The sequence below is a fragment of the Terriglobales bacterium genome (assembly GCA_035567895.1).
Lineage (GTDB): Bacteria > Acidobacteriota > Terriglobia > Terriglobales > Acidobacteriaceae > Gp1-AA112.
Genome location: DATMPC010000011.1, coordinates 252,203 through 271,693, shown reverse-complemented (window position 1 = coordinate 271,693; position 19,491 = coordinate 252,203). Strand labels below are relative to the sequence as shown.

The 19,491-nt window shown below is 55.3% G+C and carries 17 protein-coding genes; 11 read left to right on the top strand and 6 right to left on the bottom strand.

The window, feature by feature from the left end; genetic code table 11:
- Nucleotides 1–288: 288 nt before the first annotated feature.
- The gene (locus VNX88_03660; protein HWY67733.1) at nucleotides 289–1,323 is read right to left on the bottom strand and encodes a VWA domain-containing protein; all 1,035 of its coding nucleotides are present in this window, start codon (nucleotides 1,321–1,323) and stop codon (nucleotides 289–291) included.
- Nucleotides 1,324–1,658: 335 nt separating this feature from the next.
- Entirely contained in the window at nucleotides 1,659–4,208 is a 2,550-nt protein-coding gene (locus tag VNX88_03655) for an AMP-binding protein (GenBank protein HWY67732.1), read from the bottom strand.
- Between the two features lie 579 nt (nucleotides 4,209–4,787).
- Between VNX88_03655 and VNX88_03650 the strand changes: the two genes are divergently transcribed.
- Nucleotides 4,788–5,507, top strand: a complete 720-nt coding sequence (locus VNX88_03650; protein HWY67731.1) for a hypothetical protein — start codon at nucleotides 4,788–4,790, stop codon at nucleotides 5,505–5,507.
- A gap of 16 nt (nucleotides 5,508–5,523) precedes the next feature.
- On the opposite strand, the gene VNX88_03645 is transcribed toward VNX88_03650, so the two are convergent.
- Nucleotides 5,524–7,035, bottom strand: coding sequence for a glycoside hydrolase family 27 protein (locus VNX88_03645; GenBank protein ID HWY67730.1), 1,512 nt, complete (start codon nucleotides 7,033–7,035; stop codon nucleotides 5,524–5,526).
- 98 nt (nucleotides 7,036–7,133) lie between these two features.
- Here VNX88_03645 and VNX88_03640 point away from each other — a divergent pair, with 98 nt between their 5' ends.
- From VNX88_03640 to VNX88_03625, 4 genes are all read left to right on the top strand, one after another.
- Entirely contained in the window at nucleotides 7,134–8,249 is a 1,116-nt protein-coding gene (locus VNX88_03640) for an aldose epimerase family protein (protein HWY67729.1), read from the top strand.
- Nucleotides 8,250–8,323: 74 nt separating this feature from the next.
- Entirely contained in the window at nucleotides 8,324–8,968 is a 645-nt protein-coding gene (locus VNX88_03635; GenBank protein HWY67728.1) for a MarC family protein, read from the top strand.
- A 44-nt stretch (nucleotides 8,969–9,012) separates the two neighbouring features.
- Complete coding sequence (locus tag VNX88_03630; protein ID HWY67727.1) at nucleotides 9,013–9,777, top strand: DUF1080 domain-containing protein; 765 nt, start codon at nucleotides 9,013–9,015, stop codon at nucleotides 9,775–9,777.
- Between the two features lie 15 nt (nucleotides 9,778–9,792).
- Entirely contained in the window at nucleotides 9,793–11,076 is a 1,284-nt protein-coding gene (locus VNX88_03625) for an FG-GAP-like repeat-containing protein (GenBank protein HWY67726.1), read from the top strand.
- Between the two features lie 6 nt (nucleotides 11,077–11,082).
- Here the strand turns inward: VNX88_03625 and VNX88_03620 are convergent, their stop codons facing one another.
- Nucleotides 11,083–12,600 (bottom strand): patatin-like phospholipase family protein, encoded by a 1,518-nt coding sequence (locus tag VNX88_03620; GenBank protein HWY67725.1) that lies wholly within the window; start codon nucleotides 12,598–12,600, stop codon nucleotides 11,083–11,085.
- Between the two features lie 186 nt (nucleotides 12,601–12,786).
- Here VNX88_03620 and VNX88_03615 point away from each other — a divergent pair, with 186 nt between their 5' ends.
- Nucleotides 12,787–13,422 carry a hypothetical protein gene (locus tag VNX88_03615; protein HWY67724.1) on the top strand — a complete coding sequence of 212 codons (636 nt, stop codon included), beginning with the start codon at nucleotides 12,787–12,789 and terminating at the stop codon, nucleotides 13,420–13,422.
- A 68-nt stretch (nucleotides 13,423–13,490) separates the two neighbouring features.
- Here VNX88_03615 and VNX88_03610 read toward each other — a convergent pair whose 3' ends face one another.
- On the bottom strand, nucleotides 13,491–14,057 hold the full coding sequence (locus tag VNX88_03610; GenBank protein ID HWY67723.1) for an MEDS domain-containing protein: 567 nt from the start codon (nucleotides 14,055–14,057) through the stop codon (nucleotides 13,491–13,493).
- Between the two features lie 229 nt (nucleotides 14,058–14,286).
- Here VNX88_03610 and VNX88_03605 point away from each other — a divergent pair, with 229 nt between their 5' ends.
- Nucleotides 14,287–15,087 carry a fibronectin type III domain-containing protein gene (locus VNX88_03605; GenBank protein ID HWY67722.1) on the top strand — a complete coding sequence of 267 codons (801 nt, stop codon included), beginning with the start codon at nucleotides 14,287–14,289 and terminating at the stop codon, nucleotides 15,085–15,087.
- A gap of 191 nt (nucleotides 15,088–15,278) precedes the next feature.
- Here the strand turns inward: VNX88_03605 and VNX88_03600 are convergent, their stop codons facing one another.
- Nucleotides 15,279–16,373 carry a hypothetical protein gene (locus VNX88_03600; protein ID HWY67721.1) on the bottom strand — a complete coding sequence of 365 codons (1,095 nt, stop codon included), beginning with the start codon at nucleotides 16,371–16,373 and terminating at the stop codon, nucleotides 15,279–15,281.
- Nucleotides 16,374–16,830: 457 nt separating this feature from the next.
- On the opposite strand from VNX88_03600, the gene VNX88_03595 reads away from it, so the two are divergent.
- The 4 genes from VNX88_03595 to VNX88_03580 all read left to right on the top strand — a co-directional run bounded on the left by VNX88_03595 (nucleotide 16,831) and on the right by VNX88_03580 (nucleotide 19,471).
- Complete coding sequence (locus VNX88_03595; protein ID HWY67720.1) at nucleotides 16,831–17,157, top strand: hypothetical protein; 327 nt, start codon at nucleotides 16,831–16,833, stop codon at nucleotides 17,155–17,157.
- A 53-nt stretch (nucleotides 17,158–17,210) separates the two neighbouring features.
- Complete coding sequence (locus VNX88_03590; protein HWY67719.1) at nucleotides 17,211–17,705, top strand: DinB family protein; 495 nt, start codon at nucleotides 17,211–17,213, stop codon at nucleotides 17,703–17,705.
- A gap of 141 nt (nucleotides 17,706–17,846) precedes the next feature.
- Entirely contained in the window at nucleotides 17,847–18,749 is a 903-nt protein-coding gene (locus tag VNX88_03585; GenBank protein ID HWY67718.1) for a sugar ABC transporter substrate-binding protein, read from the top strand.
- Between the two features lie 164 nt (nucleotides 18,750–18,913).
- A complete protein-coding gene (locus VNX88_03580; GenBank protein HWY67717.1) occupies nucleotides 18,914–19,471 on the top strand; it encodes a hypothetical protein in 558 nt (185 codons plus the stop codon).
- Nucleotides 19,472–19,491: the final 20 nt, after the last annotated feature.

The window sequence follows — 19,491 nt, the reverse complement described above, 5'->3', positions numbered from 1 at the left end:
TGCACGACGATATTAAGAGGAAGCTAATCAGGAGGGAACGTATGCTGTACTGAAGGGACCTTGTAATCGCCACGGTCGTTACCCAATTGGAACCTGCCTATTCTTAAGGAAATGCCCGTTTCCATATCGGGTCACGCTCGGCAATCCAAATTGCAGGTGTACGACAGTAGGCGCTTCTTTCCGAGTGAAAGGAACTGCTAAAAGTGCCAGCAGGCGACTGTAAACGCGTTGCGAGAAGTAGTTAAGTTGTCTTGATTTAGGGATAACTGATTACGTGCCGGCCCGGCCCTAACGAAAGGCGGTGTATCCCTTTTTGTAACGGACTTGCAGTGGGGCCGTGTATTTCTGTAATGGCACTGAGTTCCATGATTGTGCCATCCGAACTTTGATCTTGTGCCACTTGCCGTCGAGTTGGGACTCAGACGGCTTATAGCCAATGACGTACTGATTTCGCAGCTCTCTACTCACAGCGCCAGCGATTTCGGGGATCTTTTGCCCATCAGCGACGGAGATGGTCCGCCCTCCTGTAGCTTCTGTTAGGCCGGATAAGACACCGCCACCCATCTTCTCTTCTATGGTTCGGAAAAGCGGCAAGGCGTCAAAAGGACGGATCGCATACACGAGTACGTCGGATTCCCGCGCCAACGCGTAAACTTGCTTTGCCTTATACCTGCTCACATTGTCACCACCATCGGAAATGATGAGGATTGCCCGTCTCTGATACTTTGCGGAGCGCATCCTGTCGAGCGCCAGGTGAACAGCGTCCAGCAGCGCTGTGTAACCGCTGGGCTTGACTAGAGTCAGCTTTCCCTGGATGTCGCCGATGCTGGCATCTGAGTCGGCGATAATCTTTGCCCGACTAGAGACAGCCACAACGAAGTATTCATCCTCGGGATTCGACTGTTTAAGGAACTCCGCCAGCGCTTTTTGTTCAGCGGAGATTTTGTCGGCCATGCTGTTGCTTACATCGAGAATCAAGCCAACGGTGAGCGGCGCGTCCTCGGTGGACAGGAAGCGAATTTGCTGCGCTTGAGCTTGGTCAAATAGCAGGAAATTGTCCTTCTCCAAGCCGAGCACCGGACGGTTCATGGCATCCGTGACGTTCACCGGGACTAATACTAGATCTGCCTGAACCCGAATCGATACCGCTGGCTGGCCACATGCATCGGTTTGAGATCCCGGTTCCGCAGCGTCCTGGCAAGGAGTGACTGGATTTTGTATCGATGTCTGGGCTGACGCGCGAGAAAGGAAGAACGGACTGAGAAATAATGCACAAGTTGCTACAGCGCAAAGACCCTTGGTGTACGGCCCAAACTTGATCATGAGCACTCCCGTGCGAATGATCTCAGTGGCCTACGTTAGATGCAACTGAATTCGGTTCGGAGGCCAAGGCGACTGCTCGCGGGGCACAGACCCCGTCACTCTTGACAGATGAGACGCGCGAGGCTGAACCGAGCAATCAAAAGCGGAAGATAATTCCGGAGCTGATCTGGCCCTGCTGCGCGTGCACGGGATCGGAAACCGTGAAACAGCTGCTAAATCCGTTGCAGAACTATTCCTTGTTAGATTTCAGATAGTGCGTCCCCACTTTGCCTCAAGTCGCAATCCCCACCTGAGGTACAACGAAGTACGCATGAATGGAGTCTCAGGTCAACACTTCAAAGACTCTTTAGAATGTCCTCCAACGTCCTTGCAATGTCTTCTTCGCTGGTTCCAGGTTGGAACTGCACCGGCTTGCCAACTAGGACCTTGATTTCTCCGCGGCGGGCGAAGGTACGATCCTGCTGTTTCAGGGGAAACAGTCCATCAATGCGCATGGGGACAACAGGAGTCTTCAACGTCTGCGCCAAAATCCCTATGCCTGCGCGGAAGGGTGACATCTGTCCATCCATTGTCCGTCGGCCTTCCGGGAAGACGACGATGCTGTATCCACGGTCGACCGACTGGCCGGCGAAGGCGAAGCTCTCGCGGAATCCGGAGCGCTGAGGTAGAGGGAAGACATCGAACAATGCGGTGACCAGGCAGTAGGAAGCTACTTCGATCGCACGCTGAAAAATGTTCATCTCTGCTGGAGGTTTACGCATAGCTGACAGCACCTCGCCTTGCATTGCAATGGCAAGTCGATGCCGATAGCGGGCGGGCATGGCAAACATCAACAATCCGGGATCGATGTAGGTCGCGTGATTGCTGACGAAGAGCAAAGGACCCTTGACGTCCTGCAACTGCTTGCGTCCGATGACCGTTGGCTTGGCCATGAGCAACGTGGCTGGCCACGTGAACAAGTAGTAGACAGCAATCCGAATCAAGCGCACTACTGCGTGCTGTGCCCACCGCGGAAAATAATGACGCGACTCGATCGGTGTAACGCTTGCTCGATGCAGAATCCGTTCTATATCGGCAACAGTTGTCGCTTCGGCAAACTGATTCTCGTCGAGTTCTACTTGATAACGCTGCTCAAGCGCTGTAATGAGGTCCACACGATCGATGGAACTGAGGTTCAAATTGTCATCGAGCTTTGCACGGCTGCTTAAGTCGCTTCTTCCCAATCCAGCAATGGCGGCCTCCACGGCTGTGCGGGGAACGTTGCCATTGCTAGAACCTGTGAATTGCGCGCTCGCATATGCCGCGATCAGGTCCTGTCGCGGCTTCTGTGTCGAAGTGCGGGGAAAATCCGAGTCTGGCCATACCAGCCAGCGGCGAATCTGCTGGTTGCCTCCCAATTTGGAATTGGCTTCGGCAACTGCCCGCGATGCAGTTTCCGCTTCGTTGTTGACGACCAGCACCGCACAGGGCTCTGCATTGCCACCGCGCTCCACGCCAATCACGATGCAGTCTCGAACCGATGGCTGCGCACGGAGTGCAGCTTCCAGATCCTCGGGATAAATATTCATTCCCTCGGCTGTGACGATTACATTCTTCTTCCGGCCCTTAAAGTAGAGGTTCCCGCTCTCGTCTACTGATCCTAGGTCACCGGTGTGGAACCACTCACCTTCACCCGCGGCCATCCGCTGCCCATTCACCCAATAGGTCTTTGCGATGCTGTCGCCGCGCACGAGAATCTCTCCAGAGTCGTCAAGCTTGATCTCGCGCCCGGGCAGGGCCTTGCCTATCGACCCACGGCCGAGCTTGAACGGATGATTGAGACTCACCAGCGAAGTAGTCTCCGTTAGTCCGTACCCCTGAATAACGGCGAACCCAAGTCTTCGCCAGAACTCCTCATCGTCGTGATCGAGCGTTGCCCCGCCGCTGATGATGGCCCAGAACTTCCATCCAAATCTGGAATGGATGCGGCGGAAGCGCCACCACCGCCAGCCGAAATGCTCTGCGCCAGCCTTTTCCATTTGTGCGCGTAGTGATGCTTCTCCGATGGTGGCGCGTAACTCTGTTTCGAGCATCTCCCGCATCGAGCCGAGCAAGCGCGGAACGGTGATCAGAACTGAGACCCGTTTGTCGCGGATTGTGCTCACAATCTCCGATGGCTTGATCGATTCGAGGAACAGCACCGTTGCCCCGATAAGCGGAGGAACGAAGATTCCCATGAACTGCCCAAACACATGGCTGAGCGGCAATAGATTGAGAAAGCGCAAGGGGTGAAAGGTGCGCTCATAGCGCAGATACTTTTGGATCTCGCGTTCGATCGGCTCCAGGTTCGCGAGGATGTTGCCATGAGTAATGACCACGCCCTTCGGTTCGCCCGTAGTACCTGAAGTAAAGACGATTTGCACTGCGTCTTCACCCGTAACCGTGACCGGCGCAAGCGAGCGGGAAGAAGGAAGGGAATTGAAATCTTCGTAGTGGAGAGTGAAATTTGCTTGCGCAAGAGTCAAGCCGTGAGAGCTCACCAGCAGCTTGGCGTCGACCTGTTCGTAAACACGTGAAGCAAATTCTGGCGCTGCAGTGCGATCCATGGGAACCACAACTGATCCCCTCAGAAGGGCTCCCCAGAACGCAGCGAGCCACTCGCCGCAGTTCGCGCCCCACAGCATGATGCGGTCGCCTTTGCCGATTTCACGATCTTCGAGCAGAGTGGCAAGGCGCTGGGAGTATGAGAGTAAATCGCCATAAGTCCAGCGAAGTGTGCGGTAGCCGCGTTGAAAGACGCAGGCATGGTCGCGCTGGTAGCGTGAGAAATACTCCAGGTACTCGGTTACAGATGCGCGGGCCACGAAACAGTGTAGAAGAATCGGGCCATCGGGTGATCGGGTCATGGAGGAATCGGGTGATCCGGCGATCGGGTGATCGGGCGAAGTAGGAAACGTGCTATCGGCGCTCAGCACTCGGCGTGTAGCCGATTTACTTATTGCGACTTACAGAAGAATAGTTGCGGGCCGAAAGCTAAGAGCCGATTGCGGTTCCACTTCACCCGATGACCCGATGACCCGATGGCCCGATTCTTTCCTGTTTCCACTTGCATCCAAACCCGACCCCGGGTACCATTTGATTTGTCTTCCGAATGCCGCACACCCAGGTGCCGGCACCCGCGCTGACGGCCGGGAATTCCGAATTGAATCTGTTTGACTCGAGCCGGGAGCGCTGAAAACAGTAGATAGATCGCGAGCGATTTCCATAACCAAGATCTCAAGCGAAGCCGGAGCTCCGCATTCTGACTAGAGACCGCTTGCAGGTGAAAGTAACGAACTTATTCAGTGGCATTCGCGAGCAGCGAGTCCACCGTTTCTCAGGAATTACGGCTCTAACGAATAGAAACTGCCACATCAGAGCATCGGCGCGAGCCCACCTGGGCTGACCGCCTTCAGTTTGTCAAAACAAGCGTTTACAGGACATCGATGAATAAAGGACCTAACCAGCCTCAGCACCCCGGCAACCGGGGACGACGCCGCCATCGTCGCGGCAAAGGGCAGCACAATCAACCGGGCGGTGGCCAGCAGGGAATGCGCGGTCCCGGGGGGCAGGGTGGTGGTGGCCAGAGCCGTGGCCGGCGTCGGCACGGAAGTCCACAGTTTGTTGGTCCCATGGATCACAGCTACCGCAATGCCCCGGGCGCTGGCAACGATTTGTATCCGCAAAACGGACGCTATCGTGGTCAGGGACGAGGAGGGCCGCAGCAGCAAGTGAATGGCGCTCCCATTGAGCCGGCCCAAACAGCCGATTCTCCTACCAGGATCGTTTGCTTTATCGATGATCTGTTCTTCTTGGCCAAGATTCAGGAAACGGCCCGCAAGCTTGGCATCAAAGTCGAGTTTGCCAAGGCGGAGAAAGAGACTCTCGACCGGCTCACGAACGACGAAGAGGACAAGCCTTCACTCATCATCTTCGATCTCAACAACGCCAACGCCAAGCCGCTTACGACGATTCCCAAACTAAAAAGCAAACTAAAGAAGCAGACGTCAATCGTTGGCTTCCTCTCACACTTGCAAGGCGACCTTAAAGTTAAAGCTCAGGAAGCGGGCTGCGACATGGTGGTACCGCGATCGGCTTTCTCGCAAAACCTTCCCGCTCTGTTGCGGAGACACGGATCAGACTTGCAGGACGCGGGCGAGGCATAGCCTCGCCCAATCGCACTTACTTCGCAAAGACGCGGAGCAGCACCACGCCGTGGCCTGGCACCGTGGCCGAGTAGTCGGAACCGCTTATCTTTACGTCGGAATGCGACCATGCATCCCGCGCCTTACCCAGCTTATCTTTGATTCCGACATCAGACCATTTCACGGTCATCTTGGCGTCGTCTTTTGCTCGGTTGAATAGCGCCACGGCAAAGGCTCCTCCCGCTAGAGGTCGAGCCCAAATCTCCTGATCGCCCGATTTTGAAATGCGCGTCGCCTGTTTTCCATCTGGATCCTGATCGATGGCGATGACTTCCTTGTTCATAAGAATGTCGTGAATCGCCGGAGTCATGTCGCGTAGGTCATTGCCCGCGATCAGAGGTGCAGCGAGCATCGACCAAAGGCTCATGTGAGTTCGGTACTCGGTGTCGGTCATGCTGCCATTGCCGATTTCCAACATGTCCGGATCATTCCAGTGCCCGGGAGCGGCGAACGGCGCCAACTGGTCCTGATTGAAACCGATCTTGGTCATTGAGTCCCAGGCGTCGCGGATGTCGCCAGTGGTACGCCACAGATTTCCACCTACATCGGGCCCCCACTTCCACACGTCATTAAGTCCGTACTGGCACAGGCTGTAGACGATCGGCCGCCCACTCGCCTGCAAGGCATCGCCCATCTTCTGGTAGACGGCTTGCATTTCCTGGTCGGTGTAAAGATTCCGTGCTCCACACCAGTCATACTTCAGGTAATCGATTCCCCACCCAGCGTAGGTCTTTGCATCCTGTTCCTCGTGCCCGTAGCTGCCTTCATATCCTGCGCATGTGTTTGGCCCAGGGGACGAATAGATTCCCAGTTTGAGACCCTTGCTGTGAACGTAATCCACCAGAGCCTTCATGTCGGGGAACTTCTTGTTCGTCGTGATATTGCCGTTGGCGTCGCGGTTTTCACCTTCCCAGGTGTCATCAATATTGATGTAGATATAGCCGGCTTCCTTCATGCCGTTACTGGCCATGGCATCGGCAATCGTACGTACCGTGGCGTCGTCAACACGTCCCGCGAATTTGTTCCAACTGTTCCAGCCCATGGGAGGCGTTTTCGCTAGCCCGTTGTAGCTAACTTTGTGCAGAGCCGGAGGCTCGATGCGGGCCGGCATCGCTCCCTCACCGTCTGCGACTTTATGCGCGACAACTTCCGTAAGGGGCGCCTCAGGACGGCGCCGGGTTGACATGTGCAATTCATCTCCGACGAGCTTGCCTTCATACACAACACGGCGCAGGGTTTTGCCATCCTGCATTGTTCCCGTAACGGTAAAAGAGTCAGGAGTGCCATTGCTTTCAGTGATGGTGTAGTAGAACTGTGTCTGTCGGATGTGTCCGCTGATCTTCGAATCCTGTTGCTTTAAGTCGAAATAAACCTTGCGATTGGTGCCATCAGGCAGCGGCATCGCGGAAAGCCAATTGCCTGTGAGATCTGCAGCCAGACAAGACGGTGCACTCAATGCGACAACCAGAAGCAAGCGGATAAGCCTCATTTGTGGTCAGGTTCCTCCAATAACGTCGCCAGTACTTTCTCCCAGTACTTTCTCATAGGCATAAAAATTTTGACTGCTGAAATCGAGTTCTGCGCATTGTGCGTGCGACAATCCTGTCAATGCCCGATCCTGCGGAGTTCGCTCTAAACACCGAACACACGACGACGAGGAAATGGTTCGGGCAGACTGCCGGTGGCGAAGATGTCTATCTCTACAAACTTGAGAATATGCAGGGTGTAGAAGTGGAGATCTCGAACTACGGAGCCACAATTGTTTCGCTCAGAGTTCCAGATCGCACCGGAAGAGTCGACGATGTCATCCTGGGGTACGACAATCTAAGCGGCTACCTCTCAGAGAAGAATCAATATCTCGGCGCGACCGTCGGCCGTTACGCCAATCGCATCGCCGGGGGACGCTTTGCGTTGAACGGCAAAACCTATCAGGTGCCGAACAACGACGGACCAAACGCTCTACACGGCGGGAAGAAGGGTTTTGACAAACGCCTCTGGTCTGTCGAACAAAGCGCTCCAATAGCTGCGCGGGAAATCATATTGCGATACTTCAGTGAGGATGGTGAAGAAGGTTTCCCCGGTAATCTTGAGGTTAGGGTCTCATTCCGTCTCACTGATCAGAACGAATTGAGAATTGAATACCTCGCTACAACCGACAAGGATACGGTTCTGAACCTCACCAATCATGCCTACTTCAATCTCGCGGGCGAGGGAAGCGGAGATATCTTGCAACACCAGCTGACGCTGTTGGCTTCCTCGTTTACTCCAGTTGACGAATCACTGATACCAACCGGCGAGCTCCGGGATGTCGCGAACACGCCGTTTGACTTTCGCCATGGGACGGCCGTTGGGATCCATATCGACGATGGGGAGCAGCTTCAGCGCGCGGGAGGTTACGATCACAACCTCGTGCTGGATCATGGCGGCGGAAAGTTAGCTCTGGCGGCGCGAGTCACCGAGCCAAGCTCGGGACGGGTGCTGGAAGTCCTTACCACCGAGCCGGGTGTACAGTTCTATTCCGGGAACTTTCTGGACGGCAGTACCACCGGAAAGAGCGGCAAGAGTTACGACTTCCGTTCGGGCTTCAGCCTCGAGACGCAGCATTTTCCCGATTCGCCAAACCAGCCTGCGTTTCCTTCCACCGTACTCAAGCCCGATCAGCGTTTTCAGTCGATGACTGTTTACCGTTTTTCGACTAAATGACTCTGCTATTCGGGGGTGCAAGATCCAACGCACTGCTAGTTGGCTGCTATTCTTACTAACCGAAAGAGTGAACGTTGCACATCGTCGCTCAACTCACTGGCGCTACCGCGGTCGTGGTGGCGGCGTTGTTCCCGATTGTGAACCCGCTCGGGAGTGCGCTGATTTTCCTCAGCCTGACCCGTGGATACCCGGCTGACCTTCGTCACAACCTGATACTTCGCATTACCATCAACAGCCTGCTGCTGCTCGTGATTTCCATGCTGATCGGCAGCCATGTCTTGCGGTTTTTCGGAATCTCAATTCCGGTGGTGCAGGTTGCGGGTGGGCTCATTGTGGCGGTCACCGGCTGGAGAGTGCTCTCACAGAAGGAAGTCGACCCAAAGCCACAAACGGTTAACCCGGCGACGATCTCTCAGCAGGCCTTCTATCCACTGACTCTCCCGATAACGGTTGGACCGGGATCTATCTCGGTGGCTATCACTCTTGGCGCCAACGAGGCCCGACATACTTATTCCTGGCCGGTTCTTCTTGCTGCATTTGTGGGACCATCCATCGTCGCGTTGAGCGTGTATATCTGCTACCGTTCCGCAGAGCGACTCGAACGAATCCTCGGCCCGGTCGGATTGGGCGTCTTTCTGCGGCTGTCGGCATTCATCGTTATTTGCATTGGGGTGCAGATCACGTGGAATGGAATCGCCGCCCTCGTGCATGGATTGTGACGGTGGGAGCTGCGAGACGAGCATTTTGGTAAGCTCTACACGCTATGAAACTCGTCGAGCTTCGCAGCCGGGTGCTGTTACTTTCAACATTCTTCATTTGCGCGTTCGTCACCTATCCGGCGCACGGAGCCAACAAAGAGATTCCGCCGCACGGAGCTGCCGTCACGTTGTTTGACGGCGCTGATCTCAGCAACTTCGACACTCTTCTCAAGAGCAAAGGACTTAACTCCGATCCCGAGCGTGTGTTCCAGGTTCAGAAGAAAGAGGTCCACATCTCGGGAAAAGAATTTGGCTACATCGTCACGAAGCGGGAATTCGAAAACTACTACCTGAGAGCGGAGTTCAAATGGGGAGAGGGAACTTACGCCCCACGAGCCGGTCAGGCGCGTGACAGCGGAATCCTCTACAACATCCAGGGTGAGCAGAAGGTTTGGCCTAGATCCATCGAATTCCAGATCTGCGAAGGCGCGACGGGAGATTTCTGGATGACCGATGGAGGCGCCCTCACCAGTAAGGATGGAAATCGTGTCGAAGGTCCGGCAGGCAAGGGCGCGAAGATCGATCGCATCGGCAAAGGGGCTTGGAAGAACGAAGTTGGATACCGCGATCCATCTGGAGAAGTCGAGAAGCCTCATGGGAAATGGAATGTCGTCGAGCTTGTGAATCAGGCAGGTCATGTGAAGCAGTATGTAAATGGGAAGCTCGTGAACGAGGGGTCCGAAGCGTTTCCCGGAAGCGGCAAGATCCTGTTTCAATCAGAGGGCGCCGAGGTCTTCTTCCGTAACATAAGGCTGTATCCGCTGAAGTAGTTCCCCAAAAAAGCCATGGCAAACACTTTATTTGGCACACTCGTGTTTCTGGCATTCTGCTTCCCTCTAACTGGACAAGAGGAGAGGAAGGCAACACGCGGAAATGGTCCGGAGGACATCCCTCAAGCGACGTTCTTCGTTCACCGTTTGGGAACCGATCACGCCGAGGGCATCACGACGCTTGACATGAATGGCGATGGACGGCCCGACATCCTTAGCGGTGCTTACTGGTATGAGAACCCAGGTCCGCAAGGAGGCGAGTGGAAGCGCCATCAATTCCGCACGGTCGGTATTCACGAAGAGTTTGTCTCCGACTGCGGCGAGTGGGTCATCGACGTGAACCATGACGGCGCACCCGATCTGGTTACGACCGGCTGGATTACGAATGGACTCTGGTGGTACGAGAATCCGAAGCAGACCAATGTGATGTGGCAGCGGCATTTCATCAGCGACAGCTATGACACCGAAGGAGGCTGGCTAGCTGATGTGAACGGCGATGGTAAGCGAGATCTCGTTCTCGCCCACTACCAGAGACAAGGAATTATCTGGGTGGATTTCTCCGGGACCCAGCCAAAAGTGCATCACGCCGGCGGACCCGAGTCAGACGGCCACGGCGTTGGAGTTGGGGACGTTGATGGAGACGGTAAGCCCGACATTCTCACACCGTATGGCTGGCTGAAGAATGTGGACGCCGAACATGATCAATGGGAATGGCATCCAGAGTGGAAGCTGGGCGATACTGGATTTCCCATTGTGGGCTACGACGTGAATCAAGACGGAAAGGTGGATATCATCTTCGGCCGCGGCCACAGCTATGGGCTTTATTGGCTTGAACAGCAGGGTACGGGTGCCAGGCGCTCGTGGATCAAGCACGCCATTGATGAATCTTTCTCACAGGCACATGCGCTCGCCTTGGCAGACATTGATGGAGACGGTGAACCGGAGCTTATAACCGGTAAGCGCTATCGCGGACATTCTGGTAACGATCCCGGCTCGTACGATCCGCTCGTCGTCTATTACTACAAGATCGATCGCAAGAACGGACGATTCACCCGCTATACGTTATCAGTGAATGGCACTGCCGGTGTCGGCACACAATTCGTAGTCGCTGATCTCGATGGAGACGGCGACATCGATATTGGAACCGCCGGGAAAACAGGCGTGCACTTTTTCGAGAACCTCAAAGTGGATCGCGTGCCAAAAGAACAACGGGAGAAGGAAGTGTTGCTGGAACGGAACTGGCCGTTCGAGTCGGAAGGTCCAAACGTACAGCAGGAGGATGCCCCAAGGCCGAAGTGATGGGTGTCACGTGGCAGCGACAACTTCTCTCTCGGAATTCAGGCGGAGGTAATGCTTAGTGCCGCCTGCAGGATTTTCGGCGATGTATTCGATAAAGGACCTGATAGCGGTCGCTCCGTCTTTGTATCCTTGCTCGATCGCTGGACGCACGATCTTGCCATCAAAGTCGAGCAGCGTGGCTGCGAGAGGCGTCGCTGGCCGGATCGTGAATGCCTTCAGATAACGATAAGAATGATCTCCGATCTCTAGAACCAGCTGCTCCGGACGTAGGCCGACTTTGGCAGCGTAGGTTTCGCAGATTCGATTCACACTCTCCAGCACTCGCAAGTCGGACCTCACATTGCGGGACATCAGAATGTCAAAGGCTCGCATGCCGACGTCAAGGAAGGTTCGGATCTTCGGAACAACTTCCTTCTCAGCTTCGACGGCGATGAGAAAAACTACATCCGCTCCCAGCCGGATCGCGGGAATGATGGGTTGCTTGGCCACAAGTCCGCCATCGGACCAGAGCCCGCCGTGCATCTTCACTGGCTCGTAGGCCATTGGAAACGCCGAGGAAGCAATCACGGCCTTCATCATGTCGTGCGCGTACTCGAAGTGAGAGCGAACGAACGCGGCATCGACGCCAGGATCGTTCGCTAATTCCTCGATCTTCTTGTTCGCGAAATATTTTTCGCGTCCGGTGTAGAGTTCAGCTGCGGTCATTACCACTCGGATCGGGGAACGGCGGAGGCGACGCTGATGAATGCGATCCCGCAAAAAGCGAGAACGCTCGTAATTCTGGAAAAGACCTGAGTCGAGCGGAGACCTCAAAATTCTTTGGCTTAACCGGCTCACCCGATTGCGCAGCATTGACCACAACAGCACGCCGATCAGCAACGCAATCCCAAGCCACAGATCATTCCGAGGGGTCAGCCAGAAGACAGCTTCCGCCTTAAACTCCACGTGGGTCGAGACTAGTACCCAGCAAGTGAAGCCCAGCACGACTGCGTTCGCTATTAGTGACCAAGTGAGCTTCTTCTTGTTCGGCGCCCAGCGTTGGCCGCGCATAGGGTGAAGCAACACATAAAAGAGGTAGGAGAACTCTGTGTAGGAGAAAAGAACAGTTGTGCCTGCCACTCCCAGGAATAGCCATGTAAGCAGGGGATCGTCTTGACGAACGACAATGCCAAGGCGGTGAAGCAGTACGCCAAGTGCGTTTCCGAATCCGGCCGTCGCTGCTATGAGTCCGGTGAGGACGATGATGTATCGCGACCAGTCGATGCCCACGCTGGCTGGAGTAAGTTGCAGCCATCCCTCTACCAGGGGCTCCGCGTTTCCAAGATATCCCCGGCCATGCCCTGCATACGAAGCACCGTTGATGGCGCCAATTGAGGTGGACGTAAGAATGTGCGTCGGAAGGCGCGCATCCTGAAGCGCCAGCAATACGCCCGCTTCGTAAGCGCCGCGGGCTCCTCCGCCCGACAATACCACCGCTATCCGGCCAGCGAAGTCCTTCCACAGCGTCCCAGGATTCTCAGGCAAGCTGGCTCGGAACTGCTTGCGCTCCTCTTCGAGGAATCTTGCAGGTTGGGAACGGACGTCGATGAGCGAAGCATACCGCGTTTTACGGCCACAAGTGTGGATTACTAGGGTACTCTGACGCCCCCAATGGCGTTATTCCTCTGGGGCTTTCAGCAGCAACACTGGGTGTTACACTGCGCTACTTGCATGCGCGCACCTACGCTCCTTCCGGGGTTGCTAATTCCTGTGACGCTTTTCTTGATGGCTTGCAATGATCCTGCTCGTCCTGGAAAACGCGTCGGCAAGGCCACCAACCCTGCCGCCCTCTGCGTCTGCAAACCAACACACATCACCAAAGACGACTGGCGCATCGAGTTCAAGAACGAATCTCTTCCCAAAGCCGAGCCTGTCGATATCAGTGCAGCGGCAATACTGCAGTGGGCGGAAGGGCCTGAGCCTGGCTCTCGCAGCGCGAGGTCAGGAAGGGAGATGGCCCTCTATCGAGTTCCCAAGGCTTATCTGCAAACAGTCTTCTTTCGCGCCAGCGATTGCGACCTTCATCTGGAAATCTCGGAAGAGCCGAGCAAAACCGCGTCCCGAATGATTGTAGAGACTCCTGGAACCCAAGAATACTGCTTGCCAAGGGCGTCTTTCTTCGCGGACCTTGAACGAAGAGGGATCACAATCACTGATGTGAATCAGGAGCTGTCGCAACCATTTCCCGTAGAAGTGATCGGCGTAGCATTCCGAGACCAGGTGCATCCAATGGGGTTTGCCAGGGGAAGCGACAGGGTCGATACTCTATGGGAGCTGCATCCCGCGACCGTCAGAGTGCTTCGGTGACACGCCGCACGGTAACAGCGAAGACCAATTCGGGATAAACCTAAGTATGATTGTGCGCGAGATCTTGCTTAGGCCGCTTGCCCGATTACGTGAGAGTGCCCTTCGCAGACCGAGCGAAGCAGGATGGAATCACGATCCCCGGTAAAGAGATGTCTTGGATAGGCACAATGGAGATGAAAGGTTCCATCGTCGAGCAGTTCATTCCAAAGATGTTCGAGTTTGAGTGCTGCAGCGTGATTTCCTTCTTGCCAAAGAACCGCTACCATCTCGCCAAAAACCGTCAAGCCGCGCTGCATATTCCAGGAAGTCTGCTTCGCAGCCTTCACGAGAGCGCCAACCTTAGAAAGGAATAAGTCGCGGCTAGGCAGATCCTCAACCATGAACTGATCGAGCAGTTCACGGGCATCAAGCAATTGCAACCTTCCCTCTTCCTCAAGACCAATTGGGTTGATCCCCGATTGCTCGAGTGCCGCCCTGAGTTGGTGCCGATGCTCCTCGGTTGCTACCACGAGGATTGCATTTCCGACCTCCACCCCTGACACGATAATTCCACGCAGCCTTTGAATGAGGGCGTCGTCGTGGTCATAAAACTGAACAGAGTGGATTACCGGTGTCGAAGTATTCGCTGAAGACAAGAATTTAGCTCACTTTTTAATAGAACTTATCAACATCGTAAACAAACAGTTGTGGGATGCGGACGCAGAGACTTTGGTTTTGTGGAAACCGAAGCCGCTATTGTCAGTTGGAGAGCGCTCATCCACTGTTCAATTCTATGCAGCTACTCTGGCCTGACCTCCCGTACCGCTCTGGACGCATCCAAGTTTCCGCCACTCTGAATTTTTTTGAGTGAAGGAGACTTTAAGTATGAATTCGGCAGTGAAGAGAATTTTGCTGGTCGCTGGAACGGTCCTGCTTGTAGGCGCAGTTGGGATAGCGCAAACGGATTCTAGCGGCACTTCCAGCAAGACAAAGAAAAAACGCTCAACTTACTCGAGCACCAGTTCCGCGCAAAACGGTTCAAGTTCAACGGCAAACAGTACTTCAAACGCCGACCCCTCGACGCCCTCGTCGAGCGCCACCACGAGCCAGTCGGGAGGTGCTCTCCCGCAGAGCGATTCGGCGTCGCCAGCGACTGGTTCCAATACGCCTGCTACCGATGGCGGCGGTTCCGGCACGGTGAAAGCAGGAAATAGTGGATTTGACGAAACATCATCGTCCCATAATGGAACTAGCAGTTCAGCCCAAAGCAGTCAGGCATCGCCTTCAACCCCGAGTGCCTATGGAAGTGGTTCCGGCGCTTCAGGACAAGGCTCTTCTGCGCCCTCTGGATCGGAGGCATCTTCCTCGAATGACATTAGCAACGGTCCAGTAGCCGAGACGGTGAGCGATTCCAATGCGCTGATCGGATGGGCCACACGAAATGCCGCCAGCAACACCGCCATCAAATACGGCATAAACCGCGCTAACCTCTCGCAGGCCGCTCAGGGAACAGATGGCAGCGATGGCAAGAACCATCACGCAAAGATGGAAGGCCTGTCGCCGAATACTCGCTACTATTTCCAGATTACGGAAAATGGTCAGCCAGTGGGTGGAGTCGGGACTTTTCGGACCACTGCTGCCGGCGAGCAGCCCGTGCAAAGCAAGGCAGTCATTCCGCAGAAGTAGACTGTTGTACGCAGACGATCGTCGCTGTTAGTTCAACAAAGCAAAAGCCCCGCTTTTCAGCGGGGCTTTTTCGATGTTCCGGCAGCCCTCCCCCAAGTTCTGCCTGAACAGCAACTGAGACTGTATGGCCGATTTGTGTTCTTTGCACGCGGGGCTTCGCCTAATTACCCCGCTAAGTTTTGTACTTAGCTCTATAGCGGCCTTGCCCCCAATGCGTATGAATTCAGACGCATGAACCAGCCAGCCTCGGCCGAGTACCAGGTCCAGGGAAATCCCTTGTTTACGTATTTAGTATCGATGGACTGCGTGTAGGTCGCCACGCGAGCAGCATCCCCCATTATGATGGCGGCGTCTCCAACGAGCACCCACGGGAATGGATCCTGTGCGTTGTACGACAGCGACGGCCATCCCGGCCACGCGTTATTGAGACTGTTGTAAGCCTGTTGCGATCGTGAATCCGATGCATCGATGACACCCTGGAGCACTGGGAAGATCTGGCTGGTAGCGTCGGGAAACCACTTGCCCATATTGGGAGCGACAAGATTTCCGACTCCGTCCTTGGACATCGCCCACGCGCCATTGCTCCACATGCCTTCGATGCCCTGCAGCATCCGGTCGGCGGCGGCGTTGTAGTAGCCCGCCTTGCTCGAATCGCCAACGGCATTTTGAAATAACTGCGCGAGGTCCCGCAGCCCACGGTAGGCCTCGCAGTTGTCCATTAAATACTTGATCTGGTAATCAGGCTTCGCCCAGGTCAGGCCGTCGCTTTGCTGTGTCTGAATCAGCACTCCACCAATCGAGTCCAATTGCGATGCGATGCTCTTCACATAGCTCTGTGCGGCGGCATCACCGGTCCGGTAGAACGCCCAGGCCAGCGTCAGAAACGTGGCAGCGTAGGAGTCGGTGGAGTCGGCGAACACGCGCGAGGTTGCTACGCCATTGTTGTAGTCATAGTCGTAGGTGGTGCCGTAGAGGCCCCACTTGTCCGGCCAATTCAGGTGATTGACATACCACTGCATCCAACGCTGGACGGTTGCATAGCTCAAGGGATCGTGAGTCAGGCCGATCGCAGCCAGATTGCTGTAATACGGATTGATCTGCGACGAACCATACAGAATCGCGCCGTCCGGGGAGACAGAGTTTGTTCGTACCCATTGCCCGGTAACCGCGAGGTTAGTCTGAAAGGGCGAACTGGGGGAAGGACTAGGTGTCGGTGTCGGGGCTATAGTGCCGCCTCCGGAGATTGAGTTTGACGGAGTGGTGGCTCCCGGCGAAGAAGATTGCATTCCCGCTCCCGCGCCACAGCCTACAGCTCCTAAAATGCCCAACAAGACTGCCAGAAACCTGCTGTCTGCCTTGCGCAAAGGTCGCAAACGAGCCTCCAGGTCGGGGTTCCGACGCGAAGCTCAGGTTAGGCGACAGGTAGCGTTTAAATGATCCAGAGAACGCCTTACTGTAGGTCTCAATACCTACGTAGATCGTTGAAAACTAAAGCCGAAACGCACCTAAGGTGGAAAATACCTTAGCTGGAGTGGAAGTTCTAAGAGAACCGCCAAATCCTTCTTGAATGGGAGCCGAGGAACCACTTTTCCGGACGTTTTGCTCGAGTTGCACGGGTTTGCAGCATCCTATCCCTCGAGTAACAGCTCCTGATTACCCATGAAATCTCGACGGTTTGCGACAATTGATGCCTAATAGGAGGGATGGATCGGAAGTAAAAATCTCCCCGGGGGAAGTTCTGGAATGTCGACGGGCCTAAGCCTTTCACAGTTACGCAGGGATAATCGCATTACAGTGGTCCTCCCGGTGAAGATCTCCTTACACAGCGAACCCACCAAAGTTCGTCCGGCGTGCACCTGCGAAGTCTCTTCGCGCGGCGCCAAGCTGATGAAGATTGAAGGCATCGGCGAGGGAGACATTCTTTGGATCGCACGGAATGCTCGGCGCGCAAAATACAAGGTTGTCTGGATCGGAAAGTCTGGTTCCGACCTGGAAGGCAAGATCGGCGTCGAGAGCCTCGAGCCGGACAAGTTCATCTGGGACGACGACCTTCGCGGCAAGCTCGCGTAACCCGGTCTCACGTGTCCCCACTCGTCTAAAATGTGCAGGATTCCTCCTGCTCCATGACCGTCTATCAAGCTCGCCTGAGCGCCTATACCGAAGGCAGAGATCCCATTGCGATGCAGCGGCAAGCGCCACTCATGTTGGCGGAGCTCATTGACGGGGTAAGTGAGGCGGACCTGCAGGCTCGTCCAGCACCCGGAAAATGGTCCGTTGGAGAGATTTTGGCTCACTTGGCAGAAGACGAGATTGCAACCGCCTGGCGATATCGCCGAATGATTGAACACTGCGGCTGTGACTTGGCTCCGTTCGATCAGGACCAATGGGCGCAGCTCGGAAACTATGCTTCGTGGAATCCGAGGGAAGCGCTTGAGCTATTCAGATTGTTACGCACAGCGAATCTGCGCATGCTAGGCCAGCTGAGCGTCGCTGACTGGCAGAAGTTTGGCGTGCACGCAGAACGCGGCAACATCACAGTCTCAGATCTGGCGCGGCACATGGCTGGTCATGATATGCATCACATCGATCAGATCCGGCGAATTCTTGCTCGCCAATAAGCTTTCGAACTCTTGCTGCGCAAGCCTTCGTCAAATTACCAAAGGTCGTTGTTACCCAACTCCCTCTTGGGAACGTTCCCTCCGAGTAACCTTCTTTCCCGCGCTCTCGTGACCTATCATTCCACTACCTGGTCGACTTCCATGAAGAAGCTGAAACTGTTGGTTTCCCTGGTCAGCAACGAGAACGACTATCAGCGTGAGCAGGCTCGCGCGGTCACCGAGATGGCTGAGCGACTGGGCGCTGAGGCGCAAGTCATCTATGCCGAAGGCGACGCCATCAATCAAAGCCAGCAACTCCTCGACGCCATTCAAGGCGTGCCTGAATCGCGCCCCGACGCAGTTGTTTGTCATCCGGCAGGTACGGGCCTGTCGCAAGTGGCGCACGCAGCTGTCTCGAAAGGAATCGGATGGGCGGTGGTTAACCGCGACATCGATTACTTGACTGAACTGCGGGTGAGTAGCAAAGTTCCGGTCTTCTGCATCACTGTGGACCAAGAGGAAGTCGGGCGCATACAGGCGCGCCAGATCGCAGCCCTTCTTCCTCAGGGCGGTCTAGTGCTTTACATCCAAGGACCCTCGGGCAATTACTCTGCCGAGCAGCGCACAATTGGCGTCGAGCGTGCCAAGCCTGCCAACGTGCAACTACGAATGCTTCGTGGACGCTTCACAGAAGAAAGCGGATATCACGCGCTGAAATCCTGGCTGCGTCTTTCCACCTCGCGTCAGATTCAGGTGGATCTAGTCTGCTCGCAGAACGACAACATGGCTCTCGGAGCGAAGAAGGCGCTGTCCGAAGAGGGTGGCCGTTGGGCCGACTTGGCCTTCATCGGTTGCGATGCGAGCGGCAATGCCGGTCAGGATCGGGTAAAGAGAGGAATTCTCACGGCTTCGATCTCCCTCCCAACAACGGCGGGACTAGCCGTCGAAACGTTTGTGCGCGCCTACCAGACCGGAGTCCCCCCGCAGGAGCTCACAGTTTTGAAGCCGGTGTCGTTTCCTCCGGAAAAACAATTACTTGCTCTTCTTCCCGCCGTTAAGGCCTAACCTGCACGCACCTCGTCCGAAAGCACTCCCGATTGGACGGAGGTGCAGCCGTTTGTCGAAGATTGCCGGGAGGACAACTTACCGCGTGTACCTGCGTAACGTTGTCGATAAGAGGCACTACTGAGAAGCTGCCTCTACCTCCCTCACTTTTCGGTCGGGCTCTTATGAAATATCTCGCGTTGCTTTTTCTGGCCTGTGCTGTCTCTGTCGCCCAAGACCGGACTGCCAGCACTTGTCCCGTCCTGGTGTCAGTGGCCGGCACTGACGTCCCCATGGAGACCGGCAAGCACATCGTTCTCTGGTTCACAAATCAGTCGAGCAAGATCGTTTCCGGTACGCAGTTTAAGCTCTCTGCAGTCGATAGCTCGGGCCTTAGGTATTCGGTGTCGGATATTTACTACGCAGCCTGGGAGACAATGCCGGGCGCTGGCGGGCTAGTGGTTAAGTCGGCCAAAGATGAGGAGAAGTACTTTGGTTCAACCTGGCGGAATATGCGTGGAGTGGAAGTGCAGGTGAGCCGGGTCTTTTTTTCCGACGGCACACAGTGGCAGCCCTCCGGAAACTCTTGCAGTCGCGTTTTCATGAACGCGGACTTCGTGCATGACATGAGACGGTGGAACACCCAAATACGCGCTGAATGGAACCGAACGCATCCGAGCGACCGTGTTCCGGCAGGGTCCCTCGCAGCCTGGCTAGATCCCAAGAACGACGGCTGGCGGTAGGAACGAGATATTAAAATAAA